The following is an 18,265-nucleotide window of genomic DNA, read 5'->3' as shown; positions in this document are numbered from 1 at the left end:
CGTTCGCCCAGTCACCGTCCGCGTCACTTGATCCGAGGCTCCGGCTCCTCGTCCTCCTCGTCGGGCAGCTTCACGTCGCTCACCGCGATGTTGACCTCGACGACCTCGAGGCCGGTCATCCGCTCCACCGCCGCGACCACGTTCTCCCGTACGTCCCCGGCCACGTCCGAGATCGACACGCCGTACTCGACGACGATCTCCAGGTCGAGCGCGGTCTGCCTCTCGCCGACCTCGGCCTTGACCCCGCGCGTCACCCCGGACTTGGTCCCGCCGGGCACCCGGTCGCGCACGGCGCCGAACGTGCGCGACATCCCGCTGCCCATGGCGTGCACACCGGCGACGTCGCGTGCCGCCATTCCGGTGATCTTCTCCACGACGCCGTCGGCGATGGTGGTGCGGCCGCGGTCGGCGGGGGCACCCCCACCGCGTCGGGCCCCTTGCCCACGCTGTGCGCCGGTCTCGGTTGTTTCCTTCTCCGTCAAGTCACTCATCGCCGCAGTCCCTTCCGGTACGTCCGTCTCCACCACCGTAAGCACGGTTGCGCGATCGCGCGCCGTGGATGCGGCAGGCTGGAGGAATGACGACGGCGGACCGGTGGACACGGACGGTGCGGGAACAGTTGGGGCTCGGCAGGTTGCTGCCGCTGGGCGGGCCACGGGACGGCGCGTGGATCGCCGAACGGGCGGCGCGTGAGGTGCTGCTGGCCGCGGCCCGGGATGTGACCGGCGTGCGTCCGGGCCGCGGCCTGCGTATCGGGCCCGCCGACCCGGACGACGCGCACGAGCCGGCCGTTCCGCCGCCGCCGAGTGCGCTGCCGCCCGGCCCGCTGCGGGTGACGGCCGACTTCGCGGCGACCGTCGGATCCGCGGCGACGGCCGAGCCGCTGCCGGCGACGGCCGCCCGCCTGCGCGCCGCGCTCACGGCGGCGGCGCGAGGGCTCGGCCTGACGGTGACCGACGTGGACCTGCGTGCGACGGCCCTGCTGGACGCGACCACGGATCCGGACACGACCACGGACTCGGACGCGACCCCGGCCGGGGCCGACGCCGGCGCTGGGGCCGCGGACGCGGGCCCGGACTCGGACGCGGGCCCGGACGCCGACGCGGGCCCGGACGCCGACGCGGGCCCGGACTCGGACACGACCCGGGAACCGGGTCCGGCCGCCGAAGGCCGCTCGTGGCGTCCCGCGGCCGTTGAGCCGGGCGACGGCGGCGAAAGTGCCGAGGGGCGCGTGGCCGCCGCCGCGCTGGCGGTTCCCGGCGTGACCCGGCTGACGACGACGCTGGGCCGTTCGGTGACCGTCACGGAGCTGCCGCAGGAGCAGGTCTCCCTGCCGCGCCGCCACGTTCGGGTGGAGCTGGCGGTGGACGCGGACCACCGGGCCGTGGAGGTGGCCCGACAGGTCCGCGCCGCGGTGACGGAGTCCCTGCCGGACCGACCCTCGGTCGCCGTGCTGCTGACGGCGATCACCTGATTCCGGCCGGAGCGCCGCCGGACCCTTCCGGGCCGCGATGTGAGGGTTACTCCCCCAGTCCGGCCAGGTCGCGCAAGCGGCGGGCCTGCGCGGCCCGCTCGGCGGCGCGCTGGGTCTCGTAGTCCCGGGTCTGGGCGCCCTGAAGCAGCGCCTTGGTCTCGATGACCGCGTCGCGCGGCGCCGCCAGGACCGCCGACACCAGGTCGCGTACGGCGCCGTCGAGCTGGTCCGCGGGTACGGCGAGATTGGCCAGCCCGGTGCTCACCGCCTCCTCGGCCGTGACGAAGCGGCCCGTCGCGCAGATCTCCAGCGCGCGGGCGTAGCCGACCAGGGACACCAGGGGGTGCGTGCCCGTCAGGTCCGGCACGAGGCCGAGGCTGGTCTCGCGCATGGCGAACTGGACGTCGTCCGCGACGACCCGCAGGTCACAGGCGAGGGCCAACTGGAAGCCGGCCCCGATGGCGTGCCCCTGCACGGCGGCGACCGACAGGATGTCGCTGCGCCGCCACCAGGTGAACGCCTCCTGGTACTCGGTGATGGTCGCGTCCAGCTCGGCGTCGCCACCCCGCGCGAGGTCGATGAACGACGGTTCGCCGTCGAAGCCCTCGGGCGTGAACGCCTGCCGGTCGAGCCCGGCCGAGAAGGACTTGCCCTCGGCACGGAGCACCACGACCCGGACGGATCCGGGCAGCAGCCGGCCGGCGTCGGTGAGCGCGCGCCACAGAGCGGGGCTCTGCGCGTTGCGCTTGGCCGCGTTGGTCAGCGTCACCGTGGCGATCGCGTCGTCGACGGTGAGCCGCACGCCGTCCTTGTCGAGTACGGGAGCGGGTTCGTGGGCGGGCGAAGCCATGGGGCGCCTCCGAAGGGTGCGGTCGTCGTCCCCGCCGTGCGCCGGCTTCGACGCCGTACGACGGCAGAGCTAAGTGACTGCACAGTAACCACCCGGACGGTCGGACGACCGGCCGGGTGGCCACCTTCACTTTCGGAGTCGAGGGGCCGCCCGGAGCATCAGGCCGATGTGGCCTTTTTGCCCCGGGTAGCCCCGCCACGCCCTCGGAGCGTGACACCCGACTCACTGAGCATGCGGTGCACAAAGCCATACGAGCGGCCGGTTTCCTCGGCCAACGCCCGGATGCTCGCACCGGCGTCGTACTTCTTCTTCAGGTCTGCCGCGAGCTTGTCGCGCGCGGCGCCGGTTACCCGGCTGCCCTTCTTCAGAGTCTCGGCCACCCGTGCCTCCTCATGGGAAGTGCGCTCTGGTCTCCTCATGATCACCCCTCCAGGGCTTCATGGCCACCCATTCGGCAAGGTCGATGAGACAAGGTTGTGACGACAGGAGCGAGTCCCCACATACGGAATCTTTGATTCCAGAGGATCGTGCGCGTACGGCCGAACGGGTTTTTCCGCGAAGTTCCAGGTCAGAAGGGCGTAACGGCCGGGCCCCCGGTGACTGGGGGCCCGGCCGCGAAATCGATGTACGACACACCTCGTGATGAGGAGATCTCACACAGATGGTGGATCACGGATCGGTCGAATGATCCATACCCAGTGGATCATCCATTCGATCAAGCCAGGGCGACGAGGTCCGCGTAGTCGGCGCCCCACAGGTCCTCGACGCCGTCCGGAAGCAGAATGATCCGCTCCGGCTGGAGCGCCTCGACGGCTCCCTCGTCGTGGGTGACCAGGACGACCGCGCCCTTGTAGGTGCGCAGCGCGCCGAGGATCTCCTCGCGGCTGGCGGGGTCGAGGTTGTTGGTCGGCTCGTCCAGCAGCAGCACGTTGGCCGAGGAGACCACGAGGGTGGCCAGTGCGAGGCGGGTCTTCTCGCCGCCGGACAGGACACCGGCGGGCTTGTCGACGTCGTCGCCGGAGAACAGGAACGAGCCCAGCGTCTTGCGGACCTCGACGAGGTCGAGGTCGGGGTTGGCGGAGCGCATGTTCTCCAGGACGGTGCGCTCGGGGTCGAGGGTCTCGTGCTCCTGCGCGTAGTAGCCGAGCTTGAGCCCGTGGCCCTCGACGACCTGGCCGGTGTCGGGCTTCTCGACACCGCCGAGGAGCCGCAGCAGGGTGGTCTTGCCCGCGCCGTTGAGGCCGAGGATGACGACCCGGGAACCCTTGTCGATGGCCAGGTCGACGTCGGTGAAAATCTCCAGGGAGCCGTACGACTTGGACAGGCCCTCGGCGGTCAGCGGGGTCTTGCCGCAGGGCGCCGGCTCGGGGAAGCGGAGCTTGGCGACCTTGTCGGACTTCCGCTCGGCCTCCAGGCCGGCCAGCAGCTTGTCCGCGCGGCGGGCCATGTTCTGCGCGGCGACGGTCTTGGTGGCCTTGGCGCGCATCTTGTCGGCCTGCGAATGGAGGGCGGAGGCCTTCTTCTCCGCGTTCTGCCGTTCGCGCTTGCGGCGCTTCTCGTCGGCCTCGCGCTGCTGCTGGTAGAGCTTCCAGCCCATGTTGTAGACGTCGATCTGCGAGCGGTTGGCGTCCAGGTAGAACACCTTGTTGACGACCGTCTCGACCAGGTCGACGTCGTGGGAGATCACGATGAAGCCGCCGCGGTAGCTCTTCAGGTAGTCGCGCAGCCAGACGATCGAGTCGGCGTCGAGGTGGTTGGTGGGCTCGTCGAGCAGCAGGGTGTCCGCGTCCGAGAACAGGATCCGGGCCAGCTCGATACGGCGGCGCTGACCACCGGAGAGCGTGTGCAGGGGCTGCCCGAGCACGCGGTCGGGCAGATTGAGCGCGGCGGCGATGGTGGCGGCCTCGGCCTCGGCGGCGTACCCGCCCTTGGTGAGGAACTCCGTCTCCTGGCGCTCGTACTGCTTGAGGGCCTTCTCGCGGGTGGCGCCCTGACCGTTGGCGATGCGCTGTTCGTTGTCGCGCATCTTGCGGATCAGGGTGTCCAGGCCGCGCGCGGACAGGACGCGGTCGCGGGCGAGTACGTCGAGGTCGCCGGTGCGCGGGTCCTGCGGGAGGTAGCCGACCTCGCCGGAGCGGGTGACGGCGCCGGCGGCGGGCTGGCCCTCGCCGGCGAGCACCTTGGTGAGGGTGGTCTTGCCGGCGCCGTTGCGGCCGACCAGGCCGATGCGGTCACCCTTGGCGATGCGGAAGGTGGCGCTTTCGATGAGGACGCGGGCACCGGCGCGCAGCTCGATGCCGGAGGCGGAGATCACGGTCAGACTCCTGGGCGGGTGGTTGGCGGGATGGGCGGCGAGGGGGGTGCCGCGCGCAGCGCGCCGTTCAAAGAGTGGTGGCGGGCGACGGGCGGGCGTTCCCGCCGTCTAATGCGCGAGGAGAATGGCCATGGGGGCCATTCTAACGGGGCCGTGCAACCGCTTTTCCCGGGTTCCGGCGTTCGCGGCCCCTTGTTCGGGGGTCCTGTGTTCGCACACGCGGGTCAGGAGCGTTGTCAGTGGTCGGTGCGAGACTGGGCGTCAGGGCTGGATTCCATGATTTTCCGGACTTCGCCGGTCTTCGTGGCGTCCACTCCTCCGGTACCGGCTCACAAAGGAGTGATCGGCATGGCAGGCATGGACGGCGGGCGTCCGAGCGTCTACCCGACGCTGCTGTACGCGGATGCCAAGGCGGCGGTCCGCCAGCTCACCCAGGCCTTCGGCTTCACGGAACTGGCGGTGTACGAGGGCGAGGACGGCTCGGTGGCCCACGCCGAGCTGGCCCAGGGCAACGGCGCGGTCATGCTCGGTTCGAAGGGCACGGGCAGCCGCTTCGACGAGGCGATGAAGAACGCCGGCCCGACGGGGGTGTACGTCGTGGTGGCGGACGTCGACGCCCATCACCGGCGGGCCGTGGAACACGGCGCGGAGATCCTGATGCCCCCGACGGACCAGGACTACGGATCGCGGGACTACATGGCCCGGGACCTGGAGGGAAACGTCTGGAGCTTCGGGACGTACGCGCCGGAGATCCGCGGGTAGCCTCCGGCGGTTCGCGGCCGGCCCGTGGGCGGATCGGTGTGCCGCCGCGGCACCGGACCGGTGTACCGCCGCGAGCGGCGCACCGGGCTGTGCACCGCCTGCTCGTCGCCCGTGCGGAGAGCGTCCGCGGTCGGTCGGGGCTGGTCGTACGCGTCCGGTTGTTCGCGGCCGACCGTGCGCGGTGGGCCGTGCGCGGCGGGCCGTGCGCGGTGGGCCGTGCGCGGTGGGCCGTGCGCGGCGGGCCGTGCGCGGTGGGCCGTGCGCCGCAGGCCGTGCGCGGTGGGCCGTGCGCCGCAGGCCGTGCGCGGTGGGCCGTGCGCGGCGGGCCGTGCGCCGCAGGCCGTGCGCGGTGGGCCGTGCGCGGTGGGCTACGTCGCGTGGGTGGTCCGGAGCCGGGGCCGGACGGGCGGCTGGGCACGGGGCCGGGCACGGGGCTCCGACCGGGCCTCGGGCTCGGATGCCCGGCGTGGTCAGCTACCTCCGGTGTGGACCTGGAAGGCCGCCCTGCGTACGGCCTTGGCCAGGGCGGGGTCGGGGTGCGCCGCGGCGAGGGCGACCAGGACCTGCACGGTGCGGGGATGGCCGACGGCCCGGACCTCGTCCAGCAGGGCCGGGACGGTGGCCTGCACCGCCGACTCCAGGTGCCGGACGAGCAGTGGCGCCTCGCCGTGGTCGGCGACGGCGGCCGCGGTGTCGACCCACAGCCACGTGGCCTCCTGGCGCGTGAGCACCTCGTGGGCGTCCTCGGGGTCGGCGCCGTCGTGCTCGGCCAGCCACAGCAGGGCGTACGGCCGCAGCGTCGGCTCGTCGAGGACGGCGCGGACATCGGGCTCGGCGGGGGCACCGACGACGCGCAGCGCCTCGAAGGCGAGGCCGCGCAGCAGGGCGTCCTCGCCGCGGGCGCCGGCGAGCAGCTCGGCGACGGCGCTGCCGACGGGGCGGGCGGCGAGCCAGGCCCGGTACTCGGCCCGGGCGGCGTTCGGGCGGAGCTGGGCGCAGCCGCGGAGCATGTCCTCGGCCGACTGCTCGATGTTCCCGGCCGGGCTCTGGGCGGCGACGCAGATCTGCTCCAGCTTGACCCAGACCGCCCAGCTCCCGAGCGGCGTGAGCGTGGCGTGGCCGTCGCCGCAAGTGAGGGCGCCGACGGAGGCGAGGGCGTGCAGGGCCCAGTCGAGGAGGGGGGCGAGCGGGGTGTCGGCGGCGGCGTCGGTGAGCGGTGCGGACGGCGGGGACTGCGGCGTGCCGGGCTCGAGACGGGGGCCGTAGGGCACCTCGCAGCGCTCGGTGCGCAGTTCGGTGACGCGCTGCTCCAGCAGGTCCAGGAGCTGCGCCACCGGGACGGGCCCGGCAGACAACTGGAGGAAGGAGAGCACCTGGGGCATCGCGGAGATGACCTCGGCCACGGCGGCGGGCTCCTGCCCGTCGGGCTCGGGGTGGGCCAGCGACCAGGCGTCGAAGAGGGCGACCCAGCCGCGCAGTACGGCGCTGTCGTCGCGGTTCCAGGCGCGCAGCCGCCAGCCGGGGCGGGCGCTGTCGCCGTGCACCTCGACCAGTCCGGCGAGTCGGGCGGTGTCCCAGTCGGCGCGGACCTTGGCCGCGGTCAGGCCCAGCTCCCGGGCCGCCTGGTCGGCGGTCGCGTCGGAGAGGGTGGCCTTGCCGTCCGCGGTCGCGCTGCCGCGGCCGGGGCCCAGGGCGGTGTCGGCCCAGCGGGCGACGCGGGCCGCGTCGGCCAGGCCGGAGCGCGCCATTCTGGCCAGCTCCGACCGGGCCGGTGTGCCCTCCGGAGGTCGCGGCGCGGCGCGGCGCGGTCGCCGCTGGTTCATCGCTTGGGGGGCGGCGGCCAGGGGTCGCGGGCGGACGAGTCGAAGCCTGGAGTCGCGCGGGATACGGGACGTCACGGGTGCAGTCTTCCGGTTGACGGTCCGAAAACCCAAACGGAATGCCACGGCCGGTGCCCGGGACGGTGGACGCGCCGGTCCGGTACGGCGTCGGGGCATCGGAACAGGCCAGTGGTACGACGCTAAACGGAACCGGAGCGGGGGGGGGGTGGGCCGGGGATGCTCGGGGGTCACACCAGTGGGGTCATGAAGCGGCGCAGGATCTCTTCGTAGTGGTCGGGGTCGGCGTTCCACATGGCGCCGTGCGGGGCGCCCTCGACCGTGTGGAGGGCGACCAGGCGCGGGTGGGTGTCGGCGAGGCGGCGGGAGAGCCGCCACGGGGCCACCACGTCGTCGGGGCCGTGGAAGATCAGGGTAGGGACCGCCGGGCGGTAGAGGCCCCCGGTGTGGACGTCGCTGTCGGCGTGCAGGCCGGCGCGGCCCTGGGCGGCGCGGACGGCGAGCGGGAGGAGGGCGCCCGGTGTGCGGCGGGCGGTGGCCAGGGCGCGCAGGGTGGTCTCCCAACTGAGGACCGGGGAGTCCAACACGAGCCCCGCGATGCGCTCGCGTACGCCGGAGAGCGCGGCGGTGCGCAGGGCCATGGTGGCGCCGGTGGACCAGCCGAGCAGAACGACCTGGCGGGCGCCGTGGTCCAGGGCGTAGCGGACGGCCGCGTCCAGGTCGCGCCACTCGGTCTCGCCGAAGTGGTGCAGGCCGTCCGGCGAGGGCGGGGCGCCGACATCGCCGCGGTAGGCGAGGGCGAGCACCGGGACGTGCCGGCGGCGCAGGGGTGCCATGAAGTTCATGGCGTGTTCGCGGGTGGCGCCCAGGCCGTGCACGGCGATGATCCAGGTCGGGCGGGAACCGGGCAGGAACCAGGCGGGCAGCGGGCCGAGTTCGCCGGGGACCTCGACGTCGGCGTACTCGAGGTCGAGGGCGGTGCCCGGGTTCCCGACGTACAGGTTCGGGGTGAACCACGCCCGGTCGCCGGCCGCGAGGGTGCCGTGTGTGACGCGTTCGAGGCGGCGGACGACTGTGTCGGCGTCGTGCTCGGCCGTGCCGAGGACCGGGCCGACCACCGCGTGCGAACCGTCGCCTGCGAGGCCGTAACGGCCGGGGCGCAGTGCGGCCAGATCCCGGGTGAGGGTGATCTGCCCGGCGGCGGTGCCGTGCACGGTGAGCCGGGGTTCGGTGGGCAGGGGCCGGCCGGGAGCCGCCTTGAGCGCGGCGTCGCTGGCGAGCCGGCCGGCGGCGACGCTCGCTGCACCGGCCGCCAGGGCTGCGGTGACGGCGGCGGCCGTTGCTGTGACAGTGCGCATGGGGCCAGTCTCCTGGTGGAGTCCTCGGGCGGCCAGTGGGCGATCGGCGGGGAGTGACGAGCCCCCGCCGGCCGTCCGGTCGGGGCCCGGAGCCATGAGTCGGTCCCGCTGCCGGTACCCCCGAAGCGGCGCGGTACGCGCCGAAGCCGACCGCGGCTTCGGCCGGCTTCCGCCGTCCGGGGCGCCGGTGGCGCGGGGACGCGCTGCCGGACCCGGCCCCCGTCGGCCAGGACGCCGACGGCACGGGCACGCCGGACTCCCGGCGCGCCGCGCCCACGCACCCCGCGCCCACGCACCCCGCGCCCACGCACCCCGCGCCCACGGCTCGAGCCGCACCGGCACCCCCGAGCCCCGAGCCCCGAGCCCCGAGCCCCGACGGCACAAAACCCGCGGGCACAGGTCCAGCACCCGGCACCGGGCGCCCCCGGAGATCCCGGAGGCGCCGAAAGCCCCGGAGATCCCGGAGATCCCGGAGATCCCGGAGATCCCGGAGATCCCGGAGATCCCGGAGATCCCGGAGATCCCGGAGATCCCGGAGATCCCGGAGATCCCGGAGATCCCGGAGATCCCGGAGATCCCGGAGATCCCGGAGATCCCGAAAGCCCCGGAGGCCCTGAAGGCCCCGAAAGCCCCGAAGGCCCCGAAGACCCGGGACGCCACGAGTCCCCGGCCCGGTGGGCAGCCGTTCCTCAGGGCCGCTGCCCGTACCCCCGGAGCCGTTCCGTCACCGCTGCCAACTGGTCGGCCGTCAGCAGGGACGGTGTGCGGCCCGGGACCGAGGCGGCCGTCAGCCAGAGGCGGGACATCCACTCCAGTTGGGCGGTGCGGTCGTAGGCCTGGTCGAGGGATGCGCCGTAGGTGATCGTGCCGTGGTTCTGGAGGAGGCAGCCGGTGCGGCCGGTGAGGGCGTCGAGCATGTTGCGGGCCAGTTCGTCGGTGCCGTAGGCCGCGTAGGGGGCGACCCGGACGGGGCCGCCGAGGGCGGCGGTCATGTAGTGGACCGGCGGCAGTTCGGGGACCAGGAGCGAGACCGCCGTCGCGTGCACGGCGTGGGTGTGGACGACGGCGCGGGCGTCGGTGGCGCGGTACACGGCGAGGTGCATGGGCAGCTCGCTGGTGGGCACCAGCCGGCCGATCACCTGCCGTCCGTCGAGGTCGACGCCGGTGATGTCACCCGGGGCCAGACGGTCGTAGGGCACACCCGAAGGGGTGACCAGCACCGTGTCGCCCACCCGCACCGAGACGTTGCCGGAGGTGCCGACCACCAGCCCCTCCGCCACCGTCCGGCGAGCCGTCGCGACGAGTGCCTCCCAGGCCCCCTCCTCGTCGGCGCCGGCCACCGGTCCGACCCACGAATACGTCACAGTCACCGTCTCCCCTCGGGCAGTTCCACACCCTCACGTCCCGCCGTCGGCCGGCCTCGCGACGATCCTGCCAGGCACGTCTCCGGAGAGCATCGGGCCGGGCACACAGAGGGAGGCGGCGGCACCGGTTCCGGTCACCGTGGCGCCCTGCCCAGTTCATCTTCCGTTCACTCTGGTTACCTACGTTCGTCCAGCCAATGACCTCGAACGATTGCCTGGGTAAATGGAAAGCTTCTCGCTGATCCTCGCGATTGTGGTAGTAACCGCACTCGCGTTCGATTTCACGAACGGTTTCCACGACACCGCGAACGCGATGGCAACGACCATTTCGACCGGTGCGCTCAAGCCCAAGGTGGCGGTGGCGATGTCCGCCGTCCTCAACCTTGTCGGCGCCTTCCTCTCGGTGGAGGTCGCCAACACGATCTCCAAGGGTCTCGTCGACGAGACCGGCATCCGTCCCGAGGTCATCTTCGCCGCACTGGTCGGCGCGATCCTCTGGAACCTGCTGACCTGGCTGGTCGGCCTCCCGTCCAGCTCCTCGCACGCCCTCATGGGCGGCCTGATCGGTGCCGCGGTCGCTTCGGCGGGCGTCGGCGCGGTCAACGGCGACGCCCTCGTCACCAAGGTGCTGATCCCGGCGATCGCCGCCCCGCTCGTCGCGGGCGTCGCGGCGCTGCTCGGCGCACGGCTGACGTACAAGCTCGGCCGCAAGGCCGACGGCAAGGCCGCCGCGAAGGGCTACCGCGCCGGGCAGATCGCCTCCGCCGGCCTGGTCTCGCTGGCCCACGGCACCAACGACGCCCAGAAGACGATGGGCATCATCACCCTCGCCCTGATCGCCGGCGGCGCCCTCGCCCCCGACTCCGACCCGCCCATGTGGGTCATCCTGTCCGCGGGCATCGCCATCGCCCTCGGCACCTACCTCGGCGGCTGGCGCATCATCCGCACCATGGGCAAGGGCCTGACCGACCTCCAGCCGCAGCAGGGCTTCGCCGCCCAGACCAGCGCCGCCACGGTCATCCTCGCCTCCTCCCACCTCGGCTTCTCCCTCTCCACCACGCACTCGGTCTCCGGCGCGGTGATGGGCGCGGGCCTCGGCCGCAAGGGCGGCGTGGTGCGCTGGTCCACGGCCACCCGGATGTTCGTCGCCTGGGGCCTGACCCTGCCGGCCGCGGCCCTGGTCGCCGCGCTCGCCGAGTGGGTGTGCGGCCTGGGCGACTGGGGCACCGCCCTCGTCGCGGTCTTCCTGGTCGCCTCCAGCGCCGCCATCTGGAAGCTCTCCCGGCGCGAGGTCGTCGACCACAACAACGTCGTCGACGAGCCCGAGCCGTCCGGTGTGGTGACCACGGCCATGGCCGCCGTCTCCCCGCCCCCGACGGGCGTGACCGAGGACCTGGCGGCGGCCGCCGCCCCGGGGCCCGGGTCCGGCTCCAAGGCCTCCTCGGCCACCACCTCCGTCTGATCCCGCGCCGCGGTACGAAGGAAAGCGAACCTCCATGAGCATCGACTGGGCAGCTCTCGGCTCCGTCTTCGGGGTCAGCCTCGTGGCCACCGTGGCCCTGGTGGGCCTGTTCACCCTCGGCATCGTCGGACTCTCCCGCCAGGAGCGGGCGACCGCCCAGGGCGGCTCCGCGGCCCTCGCGGTCACCGGCGCGTACGCCTGCTTCGCTGCCTGCGCGGCGGCGGTGGCGTACGGCATCTACCTGATCGTCGCCTGAGCGACCGCGCACACCACGCGCTCCCCTGAAGCGGGGCGCGGGACGGACTCGGACCGTCCCGCGCCCCGCTTCTTCTCGTGTTCTTCGCACGCCGGTGCACACCGCCCGCGTGTGGGCCTTCGCACACTCCCCCGTTGCAGGTCAACGCCAGGTTGACGGGTGTTCGCGGGCCGTGGTGGACTGCCGGAGCCAATGCGGCGGCAGGAGAGGAAGCCCGGTGCGAATCCGGCGCGGTCCCGCCACTGTGACCGGGGTGCAGACCCCGGGAGCCAGGAACTCTCACCGCCGGTCTCTTCCAACCAGGGCGCGGAAACCCTGAGTGAGGACATATCGCCATGCGCGGCCGCCGTTCCAGGTACACCAGCGACACGCTCCCCCGCCCCGCGGCCGGTTGAGCCGTGCGCGCCGAACGCGTCTTCGCGTACGGTGCCGCCGCCGGCCTTCTCGGTGACCTCCTCCTCGGCGATCCGCGCCGCGGACACCCGGTCGCCGCGTTCGGCCGTGCCGCCGGTGCCGTGGAACGGGTGCTGTGGCGGGACCACCGGGGCCGGGGTGCGCTGCACACCGCCGTGTGCGCCGGTGGCGCCGCCGCCCTGGGCACCGCCGCCGCCCGCGCCGTACGCCGCTCCCCCGCCGCCTCCGTCGCACTGACCGGCGCCGCCACCTGGGCCGTCGTCGGCGGCACCTCGCTCGCCCGCGAGGCCCTCGCCATCGGCCGGGCCCTGGACGCCGGGGACGTCGAGGCGGCCCGCGCACGGCTGCCGCACCTGTGCGGACGGGACCCGCAGGCACTGGACGCCGACGGGATCGCCCGGGCCGTCGTGGAGTCCGTCGCCGAGAACACCTCGGACGCGGTGGTGGGCGCCCTGGTGTGGGGCGCGGTCGGCGGAGTGCCCGGGCTGCTCGGCTTCCGGGCCGTGAACACCCTGGACGCCATGGTCGGCCACAAGTCCGCCAGGTACCGGCGGTACGGCTGGGCCTCGGCCCGGCTCGACGACCTCGCGGGCTGGCCGGGCGCCCGCCTGACCGCCGTCCTGGCCACCGTGGCCGGCGGCGATCCGCGCGGCGCCGTACGGGCCTGGCGCGCCGACGCCGTCCGGCACCCGAGCCCCAACGCCGGCCCCGTGGAGGCGTCCTTCGCGGGCGCCCTGGGCGTACGGCTCGGCGGGACGCTCTCCTACGGCGGGCGGGTGGAGCACCGCCCCGTCCTCAACGGGGCCGCGGGGCGCGCCGTCCGGGCCGCTTCCGGCGACATCGACCGGGCCGTCCGGCTCTCCCGGCGCGTGGGCTGGCTGGCGCTCGGCGTGTGCGCGGGCGCTCGGCTGCTCGCACGCGGGGCCCTCAGGAAGGGACGTACGTCATGAACGGTGGCCTTCTCGTCGCCGGAACCACCTCCGACGCCGGCAAGAGCGTCGTCACCGCCGGGATCTGCCGCTGGCTGGTGCGCCAGGGCGTCAAGGTCGCGCCCTTCAAGGCGCAGAACATGTCGCTGAACTCCTTCGTGACCCGCGAGGGCGCCGAGATCGGGCGGGCGCAGGCCATGCAGGCGCAAGCGTGCCGCGTGGAGCCCACCGCGCTGATGAACCCGGTGCTGCTCAAGCCGGGCGGTGAACGCAGCAGCCAGGTCGTGCTGCTCGGCAAGCCGGTCGGCGAGATGAGCGCCCGCGGCTACCACGGCGGGCGGCAGCGGCAGTTGCTCGGCACGGTGCTGGACTGCCTGGCCGAGCTGCGGGGCACGTATGACGCGGTGATCTGTGAGGGGGCGGGCAGTCCGGCCGAGATCAACCTGCGCCGGACCGACATCGTGAACATGGGGATCGCCCGGGGCGCCGGGCTCCCCGTCCTCGTCGTCGGCGACATCGACCGCGGGGGCGTCTTCGCCTCCTTCTTCGGCACGGTGGCGCTGCTGTCGCCCCAGGACCAGGCGCTGGTCGCCGGGTTCCTCGTCAACAAGTTCCGGGGCGACGTGTCGCTGCTGGAGCCCGGACTGGAGATGCTCCAGGGGCTCACCGGGCGGCGGACGTACGGTGTCCTGCCGTTCCGGCACGGGCTCGGCATCGACGAGGAGGACGGGCTGCGGGTCTCGCTCAGGGGGACGGTGCGGGAGTCGGTGGTGGCGCCGCCGGTCGGTGCGGAGGTGCTGCGGGTCGCCGTCTGCGCCGTCCCGTTGATGTCCAACTTCACGGACGTGGACGCGCTGGCCGCCGAACCCGGGGTCGTGGTGCGTTTCGTGGACCGGCCGGAGGAGCTCGCCGACGCCGATCTCGTCATCGTGCCGGGGACGCGCGGGACGGTCCGGGCGCTTCAGTGGCTGCGGGAGCGCGGGCTCGCGGACGCCCTCGCGCGCAGGGCCGCCGACGGCAGGCCCGTACTCGGCGTCTGCGGCGGGTTCCAGCTCCTCGGCGAGCACATCGAGGACGAGGTCGAGTCCCGCGCCGGGCACGTCGACGGGCTCGGGCTGCTCCCCGTGCGGGTGCGGTTCGCCCCCGAGAAGACCCTCACCCGGCCGGTGGGCGAGGCCCTCGGCGAGCGCGTCGAGGGGTACGAGATCCATCACGGGATCGCCGAAGTGACCGGTGGGGAGGCGTTCCTGGACGGCTGCCGGGTCGGACGGACCTGGGGCACGCACTGGCACGGTTCCCTGGAGTCGGACGGCTTCCGGCGGGCGTTCCTGCGCGAGGTGGCCGCCGCCGCGGGCCGCCGCTTCGTTCCGGCCCCCGACACCTCGTTCGCCGCGCTGCGCGAGGAGCAGCTCGACCGGCTCGGCGACCTGATCGAACACCACGCGGACACGGACGCGCTGTGGCGGCTCATCGAGTCCGGCGCGCCACAAGGACTGCCCTTCATTCCACCGGGAGCGCCCGCATGAGCACAGTGTTGTTGTTGTCGACCGCCGACACGGACCTGCTGGCGGCCCGCGCGTCGGACGCCGCCTACCGGATCGGCAACCCGACCCGGGTCGACGTACAGGAGGAGCTGCCGGGGCTCGTCGAGGGCGCGGACGTCGCCGTCGTACGCCTGCTGGGCGGCAAGCGCGCCTGGGAGGACGGGCTCGCCGCGCTCAAGGCCGCCGGCATCCCGACCGTCCTGCTGGGCGGCGAGAGCGTGCCGGACGCGGAGCTGATGGCGGAGTCGTCGGTGCCGGCCGGGGTGGTGGCGGAGGCGCTGCGCTACCTGGTCGAGGGCGGGCCCGCCAACCTCACCCAGCTCGCCCGGTTCCTCTCCGACACCGTGCTGCTGACCGGCGAGGGCTTCGACGAGCCGGAGAAGATGCCGGAGTTCGGCGTCCACGGCTCCCGTGCCGTCGTGGCGGGCCGCCCGACGGTCGGCGTGCTCTTCTACCGCGCCCACCAGCTCAGCGGCAACACCGCCTTCGTCGACACGCTGTGCGAGGCGATCGAGGCGCACGGCGCCAACGCCCTGCCCGTGTACTGCGGTTCGCTGCGCGGCGCGGACCCGGGGCTGTACGAGCTGCTGGGCCGGGCCGACGCCCTGGTCGCCACCGTCCTCGCGGCGGGCGGCACGCACGCCTCGCAGGCGTCGGCGGGCGGTGACGAGGAGGCCTGGGACATCGGCGCGCTGGCCGACCTGAACGTCCCGGTGCTGCAGGGGCTCTGCCTCACCTCCTCCCGCGCCGCCTGGGAGGCGTCCGACGCCGCGCTGTCCCCGATGGACGCGGCGATGCAGGTCGCCATCCCGGAGTTCGACGGGCGGCTGGTCACGGTGCCGTTCTCGTTCAAGGAGCAGGGCCCCGACGACGTCCCGGTCTACGTCGCCGACCCGGAGCGGGCCGGGCGGGTCGCCGGGATCGCCGTACGGCACGCGGCGCTCCGGCACAAGGCGAACGCCGACAAGAAGCTCGCGCTGGTCTTCACCGCGTACCCGACCAAGCACTCCCGCGTCGGCAACGCGGTCGGTCTCGACACCCCGGCTTCGGCGGTGCGGGTCCTGGACGCGCTCAGGGACGCGGGGTACTCGCTCACCGAGTACCCCTCCGGCGGCGACGAGCTGATCCACCGGCTCATCGAGGCGGGCGGCCACGACGTCGAGTGGCTGACGGAGGACCAGCTCTCGGCGGCGCCCGCGCGGGTGCCGCTGGCCGACTACCGGGCGTGGTTCGAGAAGCTGGACCCGGAGCTGCGGGACGCGATGACCGAGGCGTGGGGCGAGCCGCCGGGCTCGCTGTACGTCGACGGGGACGACATCGTGCTCGCGTCCCTGCGGTTCGGGAACGTCGTGGTCATGATCCAGCCGCCGCGCGGTTTCGGCGAGAACCCGATCGCGATCTACCACGATCCCGACATGCCTCCGTCGCACCACTACATGGCGGCCTACCGGTGGCTCGACAACAGCTTCGGCGCCGACGCGATCGTGCACATGGGCAAGCACGGCACGATGGAGTGGCTGCCCGGCAAGGGGCTCGGGCTGAGCGCCGGCTGCGCCCCGGACGCGGTGCTGGGCGACCTGCCGCTGATCTACCCGTTCATCGTCAACGACCCCGGCGAGGGCACCCAGGCCAAGCGGCGCGGGCACGCCACGGTGGTCGACCACCTCGTCCCGCCGATGGCGCGCGCCGACACGTACGGCGACCTGGCCAAGCTGGAGCAGTTGCTCGACGAGTACGCGCTCGTCTCCGACCTGGACCCGGTCAAGGCGCCGGCGGTCCGCGCGCAGATCTGGACGCTGGTCAAGGCGGCCGAGCTCCATCACGACCTGCACGTGGACGACCAGCCGGACGACGACGCGTTCGACGAGTTCGTCATGCACATCGACGGCTACCTGTGCGAGATCAAGGACGTGCAGATCCGCGACGGCCTGCACATCCTGGGCGGCGGCCCGGTCGGCGAGCCGCGCGTGAACCTCGTCCTGGCGGTGCTGCGGGCCTCGCAGGTGTGGGGCGGGCAGGCGAACGCGCTGCCCGGCCTGCGGGCCTCGCTGGCCGAGCACTTCGGGCTGGTGGAGAAGGACCTGCTGGCCGAGCCGGGCGCCCCGGTGAAGGTGCCGGTGGAGCTGACGGACCTGGTCGAGGGGCCGGCCCGCAGCGCCGCCGACGCGATCGACCTGCTGGAGCAGCTCTGCCGGCGGATCGCCGAGGGCATGGAGGAGCGCGGCTGGGCGGTCGCCGAGAGCGCCCCCCTCGTACGGGAGGTGCTGCGCGCCGAACTCCCCGAGGCGGTGGCCGTGCTGGAGTTCGCCTGCACCGAGGTCGTGCCGCGGCTCGCCCGGACGACGGACGAGATCGGGCACATCCTGCGGGCCCTGGACGGCGGTTACGTCCCGGCCGGACCGTCCGGTTCGCCGACGCGCGGTCTGGTCAACGTGCTGCCGACCGGCCGGAACTTCTACTCCGTCGACCCCAAGGCGATCCCGTCCCGGCTGAGCTGGGAGGTCGGCCAGTCCCTCGCGGACTCGCTGATCCAGCGCTATCTGAGCGACACCGGCGAGTACCCGAAGTCCGTCGGCCTCACGGTGTGGGGCACGTCCGCCATGCGCACCCAGGGCGACGACATCGCCGAGATCCTGGCGCTGCTGGGCTGCCGTCCGGTGTGGGACGACGCCTCGCGCCGGGTCACCGGCTTCGAGATCGTGCCCCCGGCCGAGCTGGGCCGGCCGCGCGTCGATGTCACGGTGCGTATCTCGGGCTTCTTCCGGGACGCGTTCCCGCACGTCGTGGGGCTGATCGACGACGCGGTGCGGGCGGTGGCGGAGCTGGACGAGCCCGCCGAGTCCAATTTCGTGAAGGCGCACGCCGACGCGGACACCGCCGAGCACGGCGACCGGCGCCGGGCCACCGCGCGCGTCTTCGGCTCCAAGCCGGGCGCGTACGGCGCCGGTCTGCTGCCGCTGATCGACGCCCGCAACTGGCGCTCCGACGCGGACCTCGCCGAGGTGTACGCGGTGTGGGGCGGCTACGCCTACGGGCGCGGGCTCGACGGGCGCGCCGCGCGCGGGGACATGGAGACGGCCTTCCGGCGGATCGCGGTCGCCGCGAAGAACGTGGACACCCGCGAGCACGACCTCGTCGACGCCGACGACTACTTCCAGTACCACGGCGGCATGGTCGCCATGGTGCGGCACCTGACGGGGGCCTCGCCCGAGGCGTACGTCGGCGACTCGGCCACTCCCGACCAGGTGAAGACCCGGACGCTGGGCGAGGAGACGCACCGGGTGTTCCGCGCGCGGGTGGTCAACCCGCGCTGGATGGCGGCGATGCGGCGGCACGGCTACAAGGGCGCCTTCGAGATGGCGGCCACCGTGGACTACCTCTTCGGGTACGACGCCACGGCCGGGGTCGTGGACGACTGGATGTACGAGAAGTTGTCGGCGGAGTACGTGTTCTCGCCCGAGAACCAGGAGTTCATGCGGAAGTCCAACCCCTGGGCCTTGCGCGGCATCACGGAAAGGCTCCTGGAGGCGGCAGACCGCGGGCTGTGGGCGGAGCCGGACCAGGAAACCCTGGACCGACTCCGGGCGACCTACCTCGAACTCGAGGGAGATCTGGAGGGAGATGCGTGATCTCCCTGGATACCCCCGCGAGTGCGGGAAGCACACCGAGTACGTCTTGGACCCGGAGAAACGGGACGGAC

The 18,265-nt window shown here is 73.5% G+C and carries 14 protein-coding genes and 1 riboswitch; of the genes, 7 read left to right on the top strand and 7 right to left on the bottom strand.

All coding sequences use genetic code 11. The annotated features are described in order from the left end of the window. Positions 1–23: 23 nt before the first annotated feature. Positions 24–491, bottom strand: a complete 468-nt coding sequence (locus B1H29_RS28280) for an Asp23/Gls24 family envelope stress response protein (protein ID WP_055416248.1) — start codon at positions 489–491, stop codon at positions 24–26. Between the two features lie 86 nt (positions 492–577). Between B1H29_RS28280 and B1H29_RS28275 the strand changes: the two genes are divergently transcribed. After that, positions 578–1,474: a hypothetical protein gene (locus tag B1H29_RS28275; protein ID WP_055416249.1), complete on the top strand. Its 897-nt coding sequence runs from the start codon at positions 578–580 to the stop codon at positions 1,472–1,474. 46 nt (positions 1,475–1,520) lie between these two features. Here the strand turns inward: B1H29_RS28275 and B1H29_RS28270 are convergent, their stop codons facing one another. The 3 genes from B1H29_RS28270 to B1H29_RS28260 all read right to left on the bottom strand — a co-directional run bounded on the left by B1H29_RS28270 (position 1,521) and on the right by B1H29_RS28260 (position 4,638). Continuing rightward, positions 1,521–2,324: an enoyl-CoA hydratase/isomerase family protein gene (locus B1H29_RS28270; protein ID WP_055416250.1), complete on the bottom strand. Its 804-nt coding sequence runs from the start codon at positions 2,322–2,324 to the stop codon at positions 1,521–1,523. A gap of 158 nt (positions 2,325–2,482) precedes the next feature. Beyond that, positions 2,483–2,704 carry a helix-turn-helix domain-containing protein gene (locus B1H29_RS28265; RefSeq protein WP_003976983.1) on the bottom strand — a complete coding sequence of 74 codons (222 nt, stop codon included), beginning with the start codon at positions 2,702–2,704 and terminating at the stop codon, positions 2,483–2,485. 335 nt (positions 2,705–3,039) lie between these two features. Further along, positions 3,040–4,638, bottom strand: coding sequence for an ABC-F family ATP-binding cassette domain-containing protein (locus B1H29_RS28260; RefSeq protein ID WP_055416251.1), 1,599 nt, complete (start codon positions 4,636–4,638; stop codon positions 3,040–3,042). 348 nt (positions 4,639–4,986) lie between these two features. Here B1H29_RS28260 and B1H29_RS28255 point away from each other — a divergent pair, with 348 nt between their 5' ends. Beyond that, positions 4,987–5,400, top strand: a complete 414-nt coding sequence (locus B1H29_RS28255; protein ID WP_055416252.1) for a VOC family protein — start codon at positions 4,987–4,989, stop codon at positions 5,398–5,400. A gap of 470 nt (positions 5,401–5,870) precedes the next feature. On the opposite strand, the gene B1H29_RS28250 is transcribed toward B1H29_RS28255, so the two are convergent. The 3 genes from B1H29_RS28250 to B1H29_RS28235 all read right to left on the bottom strand — a co-directional run bounded on the left by B1H29_RS28250 (position 5,871) and on the right by B1H29_RS28235 (position 9,960). Continuing rightward, complete coding sequence (locus tag B1H29_RS28250) at positions 5,871–7,298, bottom strand: hypothetical protein (protein WP_199832271.1); 1,428 nt, start codon at positions 7,296–7,298, stop codon at positions 5,871–5,873. Between the two features lie 170 nt (positions 7,299–7,468). After that, a complete protein-coding gene (locus B1H29_RS28245) occupies positions 7,469–8,596 on the bottom strand; it encodes an alpha/beta hydrolase family protein (RefSeq protein WP_055416254.1) in 1,128 nt (375 codons plus the stop codon). A 689-nt stretch (positions 8,597–9,285) separates the two neighbouring features. Beyond that, the gene (locus B1H29_RS28235; RefSeq protein ID WP_055416255.1) at positions 9,286–9,960 is read right to left on the bottom strand and encodes a class II aldolase/adducin family protein; all 675 of its coding nucleotides are present in this window, start codon (positions 9,958–9,960) and stop codon (positions 9,286–9,288) included. A gap of 223 nt (positions 9,961–10,183) precedes the next feature. Between B1H29_RS28235 and B1H29_RS28230 the strand changes: the two genes are divergently transcribed. From B1H29_RS28230 to cobN, 5 genes are all read left to right on the top strand, one after another. Beyond that, complete coding sequence (locus B1H29_RS28230; RefSeq protein WP_055416256.1) at positions 10,184–11,422, top strand: inorganic phosphate transporter; 1,239 nt, start codon at positions 10,184–10,186, stop codon at positions 11,420–11,422. Positions 11,423–11,456: 34 nt separating this feature from the next. Next, complete coding sequence (locus B1H29_RS28225; protein ID WP_055416257.1) at positions 11,457–11,678, top strand: hypothetical protein; 222 nt, start codon at positions 11,457–11,459, stop codon at positions 11,676–11,678. A 159-nt stretch (positions 11,679–11,837) separates the two neighbouring features. After that, positions 11,838–11,976, top strand: a riboswitch (cobalamin riboswitch). A gap of 100 nt (positions 11,977–12,076) precedes the next feature. Continuing rightward, the gene (locus B1H29_RS28220; protein ID WP_055416258.1) at positions 12,077–13,042 is read left to right on the top strand and encodes a cobalamin biosynthesis protein; all 966 of its coding nucleotides are present in this window, start codon (positions 12,077–12,079) and stop codon (positions 13,040–13,042) included. Further along, a complete protein-coding gene (locus B1H29_RS28215) occupies positions 13,039–14,547 on the top strand; it encodes a cobyric acid synthase (protein WP_055416259.1) in 1,509 nt (502 codons plus the stop codon). The genes B1H29_RS28220 and B1H29_RS28215 overlap by 4 nt, the downstream gene beginning before the upstream one ends. After that, positions 14,544–18,194 (top strand): cobaltochelatase subunit CobN, encoded by a 3,651-nt coding sequence (gene cobN / locus B1H29_RS28210; RefSeq protein ID WP_055416260.1) that lies wholly within the window; start codon positions 14,544–14,546, stop codon positions 18,192–18,194. The genes B1H29_RS28215 and cobN overlap by 4 nt, the downstream gene beginning before the upstream one ends. Positions 18,195–18,265: the final 71 nt, after the last annotated feature.

The organism is Streptomyces pactum (genome assembly GCF_002005225.1).
GTDB classification, from domain to species: domain Bacteria; phylum Actinomycetota; class Actinomycetes; order Streptomycetales; family Streptomycetaceae; genus Streptomyces; species Streptomyces pactum_A.
Note: the sequence above shows the minus strand (reverse complement) of the source record. Positions and strands in the feature narration are given on the sequence as shown.

What these genes read in the sequence shown, in the direction of transcription:
- B1H29_RS28280 (WP_055416248.1), bottom strand. Translation starts at nt 491, where the DNA reads ATGAGTGACTTGACGGAGAAGGAAACAACCGAGACCGGCGCACAGCGT.
- B1H29_RS28275 (WP_055416249.1), top strand. Translation starts at nt 578, where the DNA reads ATGACGACGGCGGACCGGTGGACACGGACGGTGCGGGAACAGTTGGGG.
- B1H29_RS28270 (WP_055416250.1), bottom strand. Translation starts at nt 2,324, where the DNA reads ATGGCTTCGCCCGCCCACGAACCCGCTCCCGTACTCGACAAGGACGGC.
- B1H29_RS28255 (WP_055416252.1), top strand. Translation starts at nt 4,987, where the DNA reads ATGGCAGGCATGGACGGCGGGCGTCCGAGCGTCTACCCGACGCTGCTG.
- B1H29_RS28245 (WP_055416254.1), bottom strand. Translation starts at nt 8,596, where the DNA reads ATGCGCACTGTCACAGCAACGGCCGCCGCCGTCACCGCAGCCCTGGCG.
- B1H29_RS28230 (WP_055416256.1), top strand. Translation starts at nt 10,184, where the DNA reads ATGGAAAGCTTCTCGCTGATCCTCGCGATTGTGGTAGTAACCGCACTC.
- B1H29_RS28225 (WP_055416257.1), top strand. Translation starts at nt 11,457, where the DNA reads ATGAGCATCGACTGGGCAGCTCTCGGCTCCGTCTTCGGGGTCAGCCTC.
- B1H29_RS28215 (WP_055416259.1), top strand. Translation starts at nt 13,039, where the DNA reads ATGAACGGTGGCCTTCTCGTCGCCGGAACCACCTCCGACGCCGGCAAG.
- cobN (WP_055416260.1), top strand. Translation starts at nt 14,544, where the DNA reads ATGAGCACAGTGTTGTTGTTGTCGACCGCCGACACGGACCTGCTGGCG.